The sequence below is a fragment of the Bacteroides sp. OF03-11BH genome (assembly GCF_003604005.1).
Lineage (GTDB): Bacteria > Bacteroidota > Bacteroidia > Bacteroidales > Bacteroidaceae > Bacteroides > Bacteroides ovatus.
Window position 1 is genome coordinate 254,722 of the sequence record NZ_QTMW01000002.1, and the last position, 14,788, is coordinate 269,509.

Below are 14,788 nucleotides of genomic sequence, written 5' to 3' on the forward strand. Positions count from 1 at the left end.
CTAACCAAAGAAAACTCAAGTACAAGCTGGCATTATCCAACGCCACAAAAGTATCACATTTGAATATATTGCACCCTATCGAATTGTTCGTTTTATCTAGTCTAAAAATTCAGATGACTTATTTTAATCACTTCACAGAGGGTTCGGAGGAGGTATTATGAGCTTTTCGGTATTGCGTAGGAGCAATATCAAAAAGTTCTTTAAAACATTTATTGAAGTATTGAGGATTTCCAAATCCTAACCGGTAAGCAATATCCGATATATTCATTTCCGGAGAATTCTGCAGAAAATATGCAGCTTTTTTCAGACGCAGATTCATGATAAAATTATTTGGCGTACTTCCCGTGATACCTTTTATCTTCTGGAATAAGACAGTACGTCCCACCCCCATCTCACGTGAGAAGACATCTACACTGAATTCGGGATTTTCCATATTATCTTCCACTACCTGTGTCGCTTGTTCGATAAACCTCTGATCGAGTTCATTCGTTGCAATCTTCTCCGCTTTGCTATCCAGCTGATGGGCATATTTATTCTGTAAAAGTCTGCGGGTATTAATCAGATTATTGCATTGCATCACCAGCCGCCGCATATTAAATGGCTTCACCACATAAATATCCGCTCCAATTCTTAATCCTTCCAACTCACGTTCGGGCGCACTAAGGGCAGTCAGAAGAACGACAGGGATATGACAAGTTTCAATATTGTTCTTAATTTTGGCACACAATTCCGTTCCGGGCATTCCGGGCATCATAATATCCGAAATAACCAGATCAGGTTGCATCATCTTTACTTTCTCATACCCTTCCTCACCATCACTTGCAGTTTCAACCGTGTACAATGGAGAAAAGATATCTACAAGGATATTTCTGATTTCTTCATTATCATCAATAACCAACAGCTTGCAGTCAGTAGTCCCACTCTCACTTTGAGCCGTTTGTACCTCCTTAACCAATAGTTCTTTATCTTCCGAATAATAAATATATTCCTTATCCTGCTCCGGTTCAATCCGGGAAACAGAAGAATCAAAGTGAGCATCTCCTTTCTTCAGAGTGACCTTAAAGCATGAACCTTTCCCCAACTGGCTTTCTACAGTTATATCTCCCTGATGAGCTTTCACAATCCCCTGACTTAAAGCCAGCCCGATACCCGTTCCTCCATACTGTCCGATATTCTCGGCCTGATAGAACCGCTCGAATATCTTCACGTAATCTTCCTCGGATATTCCTGCCCCATTGTCTGAAACGGAAAACATACATTCATCCGCTCCATCAGCCAATTCCATACTGATACTTCCACCGTCTGAAGTATATTTAAAAGCATTCGACAGCAGGTTATTAACCACTTTCTGCAATTGCATACGATCTCCCCACACGAGGCATTGCTCACAGTCAGCATGCAAAACAAACGAAATATTCCTGTTAGCTGCCAATTCTTTGAACAATACATAATGCTCTTTGAGTAAAGAATATAAATCAAATTGAGAAACTTTCAGTTTCAAAAGTCCCTGCTCCTGTTTCCGGAAATCAAGCAACTCCGTTATCAATGATTTCAGGTTACCGGCATTTTTATGTATATTCAGTAATTTCGAATAAGCATACGTAGACAACTTACCGGAATTCAACAACAGATCAACCTGCCCCAGGATAAGGGTAATAGGGGTTCTGATTTCATGTGAGATATTAGTGAAGAAACGCAGTTTGGATTGGTTCATTTCTTCAATATATTGTTTCTCACGAAGTTCAAAGTCCAACGAGGTTTTCAAGAACAGCCGAATTCTATATTCTCTCACTACAAAGAATAGAATCGTCAGAATCACACACACATAAATTGTATAAGCCCACCAGGTGGCATAAAAAGGTGGTGTGATCGTTATATGAAGAGATCTGATTACTTCCGGAAAGTTCTTCAATCTGATCTCAAAAACATAATCGCCCGGAGATATATTTGTATAGGTAATATCATTCCCCAAACGATTCTCACTCCATTCGTCATTAGAACCTATCAACCGGTATTCTACCTCACCACCGCCAATATGCAGAAAGTTATCTGTCGAGAAACCGATAGAAAACACATTCTGCAAATAATTCAATTTAATCCGGTCGGTATAGGCAAAGGACTTATTTAGGATGCCGGTTTGATCGCCTGTGGTAATCTCTTTATTATTGACATACAAATGAGCCAACTCCAAATCATATATTTTCGGAGGATAGGACAAACTACTTTCACGAATGGCAACCAGTCCGGTAGCTCCTCCCATATAAATATCATGATTGCGGGATACATGCATGGATTTCCTATTGACAAGAGTCAGCGGAAATCCTGTTTTAGAATTGAAGTTTATCACTTTCCCGTCTTTCTGTTCTAACACAGACAATCCATGTCCGGTACCAATCAATAAATTCCCGGAAGGAGTTTCGCCCAACACTCTGATATTTTCTCCCGACAATACGCTTTCAGGAGTATGTAAACGAAACAATCGCTCTTTCTTATCCAACAAGAAAAGCCCGTTGCCATGTGTTCCGACCCAAATGTTTCCCTTTCGATCTTCATAGATGACATTGACCAGCTCTTTTTGAGATCTGACCTGTTTCTTCAGACTTATCCTATACGTTTCAAACCGCCCTTCATCAATCACATAAGCTACACAACCATCATCGGAAGCAAACCATAGCCGGTTTTTCGAATCAAGCAACAAAGTGTTATAATTATGTGTAAACAACTCCTTTTGATGAAACAGCACTTCAGTTTTTAAGGTCTGTTTATCCAGACTAACAACTGCAGATGTTGTACCTACATACAATTTACGAGGAGTGTCGGCCAAGGCAAACAGAGCTTCTCCCACACTTTCCTCTCCGAGCGGTTCGAGGTCATATATATCATTCCGATAGTTATCAAGATGAAAACAGTTGACCTTGTTTGTAAAGTCAGCAGCAATCCACAAGCAGTTATTAGCCTCATCAAAAACGACATCTTTCAGATAATCCGTACTAAAATGATATCCGGTATGCGCATTAAAATGTTTGAATGTTCCTTGTTCCGGTTGATATAAATCCAGTCCTCCACCTTCTGTGCAAATCCATATATTTCCGGATTTATCTTCTGCCATAGCACCCACCACCGGAAAAGACAATCCGGTATCCGAAGCATGATAATGTACAAAATGTTGATATTCCGGTGAGAAGAAGTTCACGCCGCCCCAATAGGTCCCCACCCAGACAGTTCCTTGTTTGTCCGTATAAAGAGAAGTCACCGAACGATTGGACATAGCCCCCACCCGGTTAGGATCCGCCTGATAATGAAATATTTTCCCGGTAGCCACCTCAATCTTACTCAATCCGCTTCTGTAACCTACCCATATATTCCCTTCCAAATCCTGACATAGCGCTCTTGCCATATCATCCCGGACCGTGTAAACACTCTTGTTGTTATAATCATAATGATGTATGACTGCACCTTGAGGTGAAAAACAGAAAACACCATGATCCTGCGAACCAACCCAAATATTCTGATCGTTACTTTTTATCAGTTTCATCACCTTGATTCCGGGCAAATAAAGCGACATCGATCCACAAGTATCCACACGCATCACCCCGCCATCTTTCAAAGCAACCCAAAGATTTCCTTCCGAACCTTCTACCATTGTCGGCCCGGTGTCCGGCAAATGTACCTCCGCATACATGGGTTTCACGGAACGGGTATTCTTATCATATAAGAAGAGTTTTCCCCCTTCTGCAATCCACACTCCCAACTTTCCTTTGGCAAGAGTGGAAGGAGAAGGCACCGGAAGAATATAATATTTCTCCGTTTCAAGGTCGAACTGGAAAAGTCCCGTAGAGGTCAAGAGAAAAAGACTCCCCTGGCCGTCCTCCACCATCTGGGTGACATATAGATTACCATAACTGATGGAATCGTTATGAAAATGATTAAAGACTTTGATATGATTGCCATCGAAACAATTCAGACCATCCAGTGTGGCAATCCATATACGCGACTTCTCATCCTGGCAAATATCGCTCACCGTTATTTGCGACAATCCATCCTCCACACCCAATGTTCTGAACTTATATTCCTGTGATTGAAGAGGAGATATAAATCCTAAAAGAGATAACAGAATAAGAAAATGGATCTTAGATAGTTTTTGTCCGCGCATATCAAGAATGATGGTTTATAGCACATTATCTTCGCCACAAAAGTAACAGTTTTTATGATATTCCCAAAATCAGAGCCAAATAACTAATAGATATGAACTTCATCCTATTCATTCTTCCCGCCCGAACGAACGATACTCCAACGGAGTTAGTCCCGTACGTTTCTTGAAGAAAGAGAAAAAATATTCGGTTGACTGGAAACCTAGAAAAAAAGAAATCTCTTTTACTGACTGGGAAGTTCCCACCAGCATTTGTTTAGCTTTACGAAGTTTCAATTCCTGGAAATATTTAGCCGGAGCATAACCTGTATACTCCTTAAAAACACGTCGAAACCATGAATAACTAATATTAAGTCGCATAGCCAACTCTTCCGGGTCCACATTGCCGGAAACATTTTCATTCATAATGATTTTTGCCTGTTCGATCTTCTGATCCACATCACTCATCTCGAAAACCTTATTCTTGGAGACGGAAAGAATCATCCCTATCATGTGGAGCACAATCCCGGAAAGATATTGTTGCGCGGAAATCTTATCCGCTTCGGCTACGGCAAGAGCACGGGAGAATAATGAGACTAACTCTTCATTAAGGCCTATTTCCAGTATTTGCTGTTCCTGCGACAAAAAAGCATCATCAACAATGGCGTCTATCATAGGCCCCTCGAAACCTATATAATATTCCGTCCAACCAGTCTGCCGCAACGGGCGATAAGTATGCCATTGTCCGGGAAACAATACCATCAGCCGACCTTTACAAACTTGCTTTTCAGAGGTAGAATCAGATGAAAACAAACCACGTCCCTTGGTGATATATACCAATTGATACTCACGAAGCACTCTTCCTTTTTCTGCATTAAAGAAGTAACCGGAAGGATGCTCTTTCAACGGATAAGGTGAATCGGGAGGAATGGATTGATAGCCGACGGTATTTACCCATAGCCCGAATTTACGGTCCATGTCATTTACAATCAGATATTTAAATTCTAATCCTAAACTATTATCCTCGATCATACCAGTGTGTTTTCATGTAATTGAGTTGGACAAAAATAGGAATTATTTTCAGAAAAACACCACAGATTACACAGATTTACACAGATTATTTTCTAATCGGAAGCCGATATTTAAGAATTAAATCTGTGTAAATCTGTGTAATCTGTGGTGAAAAGAACTTCCGCAAAAACTAACTTTAGAAAGCTTTGCGATATAGAGCTTCGATATCTGCTACCGAAGTAGGACGAGGATTACCACCTGTGCAAACATCATTGAAAGCAGCTACAGCCAGTGCAGGAATATCTTCTTCCTTCACATTGATTTCATGTAATTTCTGCGGTATATTGATACTGGCAGAAAGTGCTTTCACTGCCTCAACAGCCGCTTTTACTCCCTCGGCTTCACTCATTCCGGTAGTATCCACTCCCATTGCTTTCGCAATATGGATATATTTCGGAGCTGCCGGAGATTCAGCATTGTATTCCATCACATACGGTAACAATAAGGCATTGGCTACCCCATGAGGAGTATCATAGAACGCACCTAGCGGATGCGCCATCGAGTGGACAATTCCTAAACCGACATTCGAGAATCCCATACCGGCAATATATTGTGCCTGTGACATAGCTTCGCGGGCTGCCACATCTTTACCATTATCCACAGCTGCTTTCAAGTTTTGAGCAATCATTTCAATGGCTTTCAATTCGAACATATCGCTCATTACCCAAGCACCCGGAGTGATATAACTTTCGATGGCATGAGTCAAAGCATCCATACCGGTAGCTGCAGTCAGTCCTTTGGGCATTGAGTACATCAGTTCAGGGTCTACGATAGCTACGGCAGGAATGTCGTTCGGGTCTACGCAAACCATTTTCTTGCGGGCATCTTCATCAATAATCACATAATTGATCGTTACCTCGGCAGCTGTTCCAGCAGTAGTAGGCAGCGCGAAAGTAGGCACCGCTTTGTGTTTGGTATCGGCTACCCCTTCCAGAGATTTCACGTCTGCAAAATCCGGATTGTTCACAACAATACCGATTCCTTTGGCAGTATCGATGGAAGAACCGCCGCCCAAAGCAACGATAAAATCGGCTCCGGAAGCTTTGTATGCCGCCACACCGTTTTGTACATTTGCAATCGTAGGATTCGCTTTTACATCACTATAAAGTTCGTAAGGAATCTGATTTTCATCAAATACTTTAATGATTTCGGCAGCCACACCAAACTTGATAAGATCTTTATCCGTTACAAAAAAGGCTTTCTTAAAGCCACGTCTGGCTGCTTCCACAGCAATGACACTACGGCATCCGGCACCGAAGTACGAAGTTTCGTTTAAAATAATGCGATTCATGGTTATCTATTTGTTTAAAGGGTTAACCGCAGCACCTTCCAGGGTAGAAAATGCCACGGTTTCTAAAGTAATTAAAATCAATGACTAGTATAAATCTTATTTAGGAAGATTGAAAGCAACTGACATTTCTTTCATCTGTTCCTGACTCATACCATCCGGTTCGAAGCCCATATTTTTAGCTGCGATATAAATCAGAGCCGACTTATTGAGTACATCAATCTGATCGAATGCCTGCATCGCATCGCAATCCACTGCAAATACACCATGTTTCTCCCACATCACCACATCGTAATCCTGCAATTCTTTGATGGTAGCTTCAGCCAATTCCACCGAACTAGGTAATTTATAAGGAATGATACCCAAACCACGCGGGCAGAATGCCTTTGTTTCAGGGATCATACTCCACAACAGATTGGTAGCCACATCTTTTTCCAGAAATTTCGGACAATGTGTCATGGCAATCAGTTCAATCGGGTGTGTGTGTACAGATGCTTTATAAGGAGAGTTTTTGCTCAACAGGTCATTGTGTACGCTCAAGTGAGAAGGCAATTCCGATGTCGGGACTACGGCTTCATCCGCAATAATCACATAGCTGGCACAGTCATCCAGAATACGGATTACCGAACCATTTTCCATCGGCCAGCGGGCTAAATCACGCATGCGTTTATTAGTTCCCTTGCAGTAGAAATAGCAGCCTTTCAGATAAGGAAGAGTCACACCGATAGACTTTACTTCGCTGATCGGCTTCATCTGACGGATTTCATCGTCTACAAACTCTGTGATATTAACAGTGATATTACCACCATTACGTTCAGCCCATCCTTTCTGCCACAAGTATCCGGCAACTTCTGCTACCTTGTTTACTTCTTTGGCAAGTGCCGGACGATTCTCTAAAATTGATTTCATTATATATATATTTTAATTAGGCACGGATTACATGGATTTTGCCGCAAGTTATAAAAAAACTGCGTAATCCGTGTAATCCGTTCTTGATTTTTTTAAAACAAATTTGGGAATACTAAAGAGAAGATAAGGACGATCAGACCAGCTATCAGCACAGTTATGGTCTTGTTTGACACCCCTTTCCATTCTTTTAAAATTATTCCCCAAACATTACTAAAGGTTACGTTCAATGCCATTAGAATACACCAGGAGAAAGCCAGTAACACCGGGCTTTCGGTGAGGAAGCTCTTACCCATTTCCAATCCGAAAAACTGCATATACCATAGTACACCAGCCAACGCACAGAACACTAGATTATTGCCCCACACTTTTCCTTTAGCATAGTCACCCATCGTTTTGTTAACCACATTCTGTTGCAAACAGTAAGCTGCATTTGTCAGGAAGCCTCCAAGCGTAACCAGAAAGATAACCGGAAGACCGGCATAAAGTCCTTCCACTCCACCAGCCAAAGCGGCTTCTTTGATAGGTGTTCCCGCATCCAGTCCCAAAGCAAAGCAGGCACTCATGATACCAGCCAAAAGTGCAACCAGTAACCCTTTTGTCAATGCAAAGTCTTTTACAGCAGCACGTTTTTCTTCTTCGCTCATGTTTTGCGCACGCAAACTACCGGCATACCCGATAATAGCAATACCTGCCAACGTGATGCAAACACCCAACAAAAGAATTAGCCCGTTACCTTCAAACAAGTTTGTACCGGCAAAAAGAGCCGGAAGAAGGGTACCGAAACCGGCACAAGTACCCAGTGAGATACTCTGTCCGAGCGCAACACCCAAATAGCGCATGGAAAGTCCGAAAGTCAACCCTCCTACTCCCCACAATATACCATAAAAGATGCTCATTCCAGCACCTCCTGCTCCCCACAAGTCGAACAAACTGCTCTCTTGGGGTACACCCAGTAGTGAACCCAGGAACGGGAACACTAACCAGGCAAATACACCTTGTATTAACCAGAAGCTTTCCCAGCTCCATTCTTTTACCTTTTTGATAGGTACATAAGAACTGGACTGGCAAAAGCTACCGATAGCTATAATCAATAAGCCGATTAAGATTTCCATAACTTATCGTTTAGAAGTTACTTCGGCTTCGTACTTTTCAATTTCTGCGATGAAATCTTCACCAACAGGCACATTGTTCTTCAAGCAGAACATATCCCAAACTGCATTCCAAGGAAGCGCCTTTTCTTCTTCAAGCAAAGCCAGACGTTGGAATCCCTGTCCGTTTGCTTCGTATTCGCGCAACTTGGCAATCGGTTCGAGCAGAGCACGAATCATACATTTCTGTGCAGCACGGCTACCGATTACGTATGCACCAATACGGTTGATAGATGCATCGAAGTAGTCAAGACCATAATGTACACGGTCCAAAGCACCGCAACGAACAATTTCGCTGAACAGTTCCATTGTCGGATCATCCATGATAGTAACGTGGTCTGAATCCCAACGAACCGGACGGCTTACGTGCAACATCAATTCAGGTACATAAAGCAACAGTGAAGATACTTTATCAGCTACACTTTCTGTCGGATGGAAATGACCGGTATCCAATGTAATCATCTTGTTACGAGAAGCACCATAACCGATATAGAAGTCGTTAGAACCCACTGTATAGCTTTCCAGACCGATACCGAACACCTTAGATTCGATACAATCCTTCATATTCTTATATTCGGTAGCGAAGATCTGATCCAAAGAATCTTTCAGCAATGCACGATATTTCATACGATTTACCGTAATATCCTTGCTTCCGTCATGTACCCAAAGATTCATGATACACGGATCCCCCTGTGCCTTACCCATTTCTTCCGCAACGGCACGACAACGTTTGGTATGTTCAATCCAGAACTGACGGATGCCTTCATCAGGATTAGAAAGAGACAAGTCACCTGATTTCGGATGAGAGAAAGAGGTAGAGTTGAAGTCGAGCTTCATGTTATGTTCTTTACCCCATTCGATCCAGCTCTTGAAATGTTCCGGTTCTACCTGGTCACGGTCTACCACCTTACCCTGGAAATCTCCATAGATTTCGTGCAGGTTCAGACGATGAGTACCCGGAATATAAGAAGCAGCTTTCAAAATGTCAGCACGCAATTCATCAATATTACGAGCTTTGCCCGGATAATTACCGGTTGCCTGAATACCTCCGGTCAATGAGCCGGCCTGTACTTCAAATCCTGCAACGTCGTCAGCCTGCCAGCAGTGAAGTGACAGATGAAAATCCTGCATCGTTTTCAATACTTGTTCGGTGTCTACACCTACTGCTGCATAACGTTCCACAGCAATCTCATACGCTTTCTGAATCAGTTCTTCTTTTTTCATGATATTCTATTAGTTTAAATAAATGATTATTCTGTCGGTTGTTCAATGTATTATCGAACGCAATTCTTAAAATGGATATAAGCCGCGTCCCAAGCTTCCGTATCTTGCGACTGATAAGTCTTCAACGGGATAGAGCGGTTGATTAACTGGCGCATACCGGCAACATCCGTTGCTTCACCTGCTGCCATTGCCTGAATCATTACATTACCGATAGCTGTTGCTTCAGACGGACCGGCTATCACAGGAATTCCTATCGCATTAGCTGTAAACTGGTTCAACAGATCATTCCGGCTACCGCCGCCAATTACGTGCAATGTATCAATCGGACGGGGAGAAAGCGAACGTAAATTCTCCAATACCTGACGATAACGCAAAGCCAGACTTTCAAAAATACAACGCACCACTTGTCCACGTTTCTCGGGAACTGCTTGTCCGGTAGCCCGGCAATATTCAGCAATGGCTTTTTCCATATCCGCAGGATTCGCGAAACAATCATCATCCGGATTAATCAGACTACGGAACGGCTCGCAAGCATCCGCCTCACTGATTAATTCAGGATAGCTTGTATCTCCCCAATTCAAACGGCAACGTTCCAACAACCACATTCCACAGATATTCTTCAACAGACGGATGGTTCCTTCCACACCACCTTCATTGGTAAAGTTCAACGCTTCTGTTTCGGCATTAATCACCGGAGCATCTGTTTCAACTCCCATCAACGACCAAGTCCCACTGCTCAAATAAGCAAAGTTACGATCGAGTGCCGGAACGGCAGCAACAGCAGAACCGGTATCATGACCGGCTACTGCAATTACAGGAATTGCCCCCAGTCCGGTTATCTTTTGCACTTCTTCCGTCAATACTCCCACCTTTTCACCCGGAAATACAAAACGTCCGAAATTCTTTTCACTCAAACCTACTGCTTTCAGCAACTCCGGTTCCAAACGACGTGTTTGAGCATTTACCAGCTGCGCTGTCGAAGCAATTGTATATTCCGTCACCATCTCTCCGGTCAGCATATAACTTAATGCATCCGGCATAAACAGAATTTTATCTGCCGCCTCCAATGCGCTGTCGTGATTGCGACGTAAAGTATCTAATTGAAAAAGTGAATTAAAATTCATAATCTGAATACCCGTTTTGCCATAGACTTCACTACGCGAAATACGGGAGAAAAGAGCTTCCGGTGCTCCTACCGTATGAGGATCACGGTACGCGTATGGCTGACGAAGCAGGTTACCGTCTTTTCCGACGCATACAAAATCCACTCCCCAGGTATCAATACCAATAGAAGCAATGGATTCGCCACGATGAGCCACCAACTTCAGCCCGTCAATAATATGACGATATAATGCATAAATATCCCAATAGAAATGTCCACCCACTTCAATCAGGTGGTTAGGAAAACGATTAATCTCTTCCAGATTTAATCCGCCTTCGATGAAAGTTCCTAAGATTGTACGGCCGCTCGTTGCGCCCAGGTCGACTGCAAAAAAGTTTTGTTTCATGGTATTCTGTCTATATATTTAAGGTATCCATTTACCTACATGGCAAAGATAGGCGATTCCCTCCTCCCTTTCCTTATGTATTTTGATTGAAAGGGTATACATTTTGACACAAAACAAAAAAGCAGGCTCTCACCGTTTAGCATATTTTTCACTTTTATGCAAAAAAACTTTGGTTTTATGCATATTTTCTCCAAAATAATGCATACTTTTGCGCCATTCTTAGAATAATTATACAATGAAGAAGAAAGCAAATCGGTTAGACGCCATCAAAATGATAATCTCAAGCAAGGAGGTCGGTTCGCAGGAAGAACTGCTGCAAGAGCTGAACCGCGAAGGCTTCGAACTGACACAGGCCACCCTCTCCCGCGACTTGAAACAATTGAAAGTAGCCAAGGCTGCCAGTATGAACGGAAAGTACGTATATGTACTGCCGAACAACATTATGTATAAACGTTCTACCGACCAGAGTGCCGGTGAAATGTTACGTAACAACGGATTTATCTCTTTACAGTTTTCCGGTAACATTGCCGTTATCCGCACCCGTCCCGGTTATGCGAGTAGCATGGCGTATGACATCGACAACAATGAATTCAGTGAAATACTGGGAACCATTGCCGGTGACGATACAATCATGTTGGTGTTGCGTGAAGGAGTTGCCATCAGCAAAATACGTCAGCTTCTGTCACTCATCATTCCCAATATCGAATAATTATACCTATTATTATATAATAAAGAAATGGACACTCAACAAATAGATGTTATGGTAGCCGACGCCTCACATGAGGTTTACGTTGACACTATTTTGGAAACTATCAGAAATGCTGCCGCCGTACGAGGAACAGGAATTGCGGAACGTACACACGAATACGTAGCGACAAAGATGAAAGAAGGTAAGGCGATTATTGCTCTTTGTGGCGATACTTTTGCCGGATTCACCTACATCGAATCATGGGGAAACAAGCAATATGTGGCTACTTCCGGTCTGATCGTTCATCCCGATTTCCGTGGGTTAGGACTGGCAAAACGTATTAAACAAGCTTCTTTCCAACTGGCACGTCTCCGATGGCCGAAAGCAAAAATATTCAGTCTGACCTCCGGAGCCGCTGTCATGAAAATGAACACCGAACTGGGTTATGTGCCTGTCACCTTCAACGAACTGACAGACGACGAAGCTTTCTGGAAAGGATGCGAAGGATGTATCAACCATGATATTCTGGTAGCGAAAAACCGCAAGTTCTGCATCTGCACAGCCATGCTGTACGATCCGACAGAGCCGCGGAACATCAAAAAAGAACAAGAAAGAAATAACATTTAAAAGATACAGCACTATGGAAGAAAAGAAGAAAAAAGTAGTGGTGGCATTCAGCGGCGGACTGGACACATCGTTCACCGTCATGTACCTCGCCAAAGAAAAAGGTTACGAAGTATATGCAGCTTGTGCCAATACGGGTGGTTTCAGCGAAGAACAACTGAAAACAAACGAAGAAAATGCTTATAAACTGGGAGCAGTGAAATACGTGACACTGGACGTAACCCAGGAATACTACGAAAAGAGCCTGAAATACATGGTTTTCGGAAATGTGCTGCGTAACGGTACTTATCCTATTTCTGTTAGTTCCGAACGTATTTTCCAGGCACTGGCTATCGCACGCTATGCCAACGAAATCGGTGCGGATGCCATCGCACACGGTTCTACCGGAGCAGGTAACGACCAGATCCGTTTCGACATGACTTTCCTCGTATTGGCTCCCAATGTAGAAATCATCACATTGACCCGTGACATGGCATTGAGCCGTCAGGAAGAAATTGATTATCTGAACAAACATGGTTTCAGCGCGGACTTCACCAAACTGAAATATTCTTATAATGTAGGTTTGTGGGGTACTTCTATCTGTGGTGGCGAAATCCTCGACTCCGCGCAAGGACTCCCGGAAACAGCCTACCTCAAACATGTTGAAAAAGAAGGCAGCGAACAGCTCCGCCTGACTTTCGAAAAAGGGGAACTGAAAGCTGTCAACGACGAGAAGTTTGACGACCCGATCAAAGCCATCCAGAAAGTGGAAGAGATTGGTGCAGCATACGGTATCGGCCGTGATATGCACGTGGGTGATACAATTATCGGTATCAAAGGCCGTGTAGGATTCGAAGCAGCCGCCCCGATGTTGATTATCGGCGCCCATCGCTTCCTTGAGAAATATACATTGAGCAAATGGCAACAATACTGGAAAGACCAGGTAGCCAACTGGTACGGTATGTTCCTCCACGAAAGCCAATACCTCGAACCGGTGATGCGTGACATCGAAGCGATGTTGCAGGAAAGCCAGCGTAACGTAAACGGTACGGCTATCCTCGAGCTTCGCCCTCTCTCCTTCTCTACCGTAGGTGTAGAATCGGAAGACGATCTGGTGAAGACTAAATTCGGAGAATACGGTGAAATGCAGAAAGGCTGGACAGCCGAAGACGCCAAAGGCTTTATCAAAGTCACTTCTACTCCGCTACGTGTCTACTATAATAACCACAAAGACGAAGAGATATGATTAAAGCAGGAATCATTGGTGGCGCAGGATATACAGCAGGCGAATTAATCCGTCTGCTGCTCAACCATCCGGAAACTGAAATCGTATTTATCAACAGCAGCAGTAATGCCGGAAACAGAATTACCGACGTACACGAAGGCTTGTATGGAGAAACAGATCTAAGATTCACCGACCAGTTACCTCTGGACGAAATCGACGTTCTCTTTTTCTGCACCGCCCACGGCGACACAAAGAAATTCATGGAAAGTCACAACATACCGGAAGACCTGAAGATTATCGACCTCTCGATGGACTACCGTATTATGAGCGACGACCACGACTTTATCTACGGTCTGCCGGAACTGAACCGCCGTGCCACTTGTACGGCAAAGCACGTAGCCAATCCCGGCTGTTTTGCAACCTGCATCCAGCTCGGTTTACTTCCGCTTGCCAAGAATCTGATGCTGACGAATGATGTAATGGTAAATGCCATTACAGGAAGTACGGGAGCCGGAGTGAAACCGGGTGCTACCAGTCATTTCAGTTGGAGAAACAACAATATGAGTGTGTACAAAGCATTCGAGCACCAGCATGTTCCGGAAATCAAGCAATCACTGAAACAGCTGCAAAACAGTTTCGATGCGGAGATCGACTTCATTCCATACCGTGGCGATTTCGCCCGTGGTATCTTTGCAACGCTGGTAGTCAAAACCAAAGTAGCACTGGAAGAAATCGTTCGTATGTATGAGGAATATTATGCAAAAGACTCCTTTGTACACATCGTAGACAAGAATATTGACTTGAAACAAGTCGTTAATACTAATAAGTGCCTGATACATCTGGAGAAACACGGTGACAAACTATTGATTATCTCTTGTATCGACAATTTGCTGAAAGGCGCCAGCGGACAAGCGGTTCATAACATGAACCTGATGTTCAATCTGGAAGAAACCGTAGGACTACGTTTGAAGCCTTCAGCTTTTTAAAAACAAAGA

Annotated in this window: 11 protein-coding genes; 4 read left to right on the plus strand and 7 right to left on the minus strand. The window is 43.2% G+C overall.

Features of this window, described 5'->3' with window-relative positions:
- Positions 1–127: 127 nt before the first annotated feature.
- From DXA54_RS02675 to rhaB, 7 genes are all read right to left on the minus strand, one after another.
- A complete protein-coding gene (locus DXA54_RS02675; protein ID WP_008649672.1) occupies positions 128–4,153 on the minus strand; it encodes a two-component regulator propeller domain-containing protein in 4,026 nt (1,341 codons plus the stop codon).
- Positions 4,154–4,261: 108 nt separating this feature from the next.
- Positions 4,262–5,161 (minus strand): AraC family transcriptional regulator, encoded by a 900-nt coding sequence (locus DXA54_RS02680; RefSeq protein WP_004310460.1) that lies wholly within the window; start codon positions 5,159–5,161, stop codon positions 4,262–4,264.
- Positions 5,162–5,336: 175 nt separating this feature from the next.
- A complete protein-coding gene (fucO, locus tag DXA54_RS02685) occupies positions 5,337–6,491 on the minus strand; it encodes a lactaldehyde reductase (RefSeq protein WP_004299884.1) in 1,155 nt (384 codons plus the stop codon).
- Between the two features lie 96 nt (positions 6,492–6,587).
- Positions 6,588–7,397, minus strand: a complete 810-nt coding sequence (gene rhaD / locus DXA54_RS02690; RefSeq protein ID WP_004310461.1) for a rhamnulose-1-phosphate aldolase — start codon at positions 7,395–7,397, stop codon at positions 6,588–6,590.
- Between the two features lie 92 nt (positions 7,398–7,489).
- Positions 7,490–8,509 carry an L-rhamnose/proton symporter RhaT gene (gene rhaT / locus DXA54_RS02695; RefSeq protein WP_004310462.1) on the minus strand — a complete coding sequence of 340 codons (1,020 nt, stop codon included), beginning with the start codon at positions 8,507–8,509 and terminating at the stop codon, positions 7,490–7,492.
- Between the two features lie 3 nt (positions 8,510–8,512).
- On the minus strand, positions 8,513–9,769 hold the full coding sequence (locus DXA54_RS02700) for an L-rhamnose isomerase (protein ID WP_008649670.1): 1,257 nt from the start codon (positions 9,767–9,769) through the stop codon (positions 8,513–8,515).
- Between the two features lie 50 nt (positions 9,770–9,819).
- Positions 9,820–11,277, minus strand: coding sequence for a rhamnulokinase (rhaB, locus tag DXA54_RS02705; RefSeq protein WP_008649669.1), 1,458 nt, complete (start codon positions 11,275–11,277; stop codon positions 9,820–9,822).
- Positions 11,278–11,512: 235 nt separating this feature from the next.
- Between rhaB and DXA54_RS02715 the strand changes: the two genes are divergently transcribed.
- The 4 genes from DXA54_RS02715 to argC are packed head-to-tail and all read left to right on the plus strand — an operon-like array spanning position 11,513 to position 14,779.
- On the plus strand, positions 11,513–11,986 hold the full coding sequence (locus tag DXA54_RS02715; RefSeq protein WP_004310466.1) for an arginine repressor: 474 nt from the start codon (positions 11,513–11,515) through the stop codon (positions 11,984–11,986).
- A gap of 27 nt (positions 11,987–12,013) precedes the next feature.
- A complete protein-coding gene (locus DXA54_RS02720; RefSeq protein ID WP_004299851.1) occupies positions 12,014–12,592 on the plus strand; it encodes a GNAT family N-acetyltransferase in 579 nt (192 codons plus the stop codon).
- A gap of 13 nt (positions 12,593–12,605) precedes the next feature.
- Positions 12,606–13,814, plus strand: a complete 1,209-nt coding sequence (locus tag DXA54_RS02725; RefSeq protein WP_004310468.1) for an argininosuccinate synthase — start codon at positions 12,606–12,608, stop codon at positions 13,812–13,814.
- Positions 13,811–14,779, plus strand: coding sequence for an N-acetyl-gamma-glutamyl-phosphate reductase (argC, locus tag DXA54_RS02730; protein WP_120078926.1), 969 nt, complete (start codon positions 13,811–13,813; stop codon positions 14,777–14,779). Before DXA54_RS02725 ends, argC begins: the two co-directional genes overlap by 4 nt.
- The last annotated feature ends 9 nt before the right edge of the window (positions 14,780–14,788 follow it).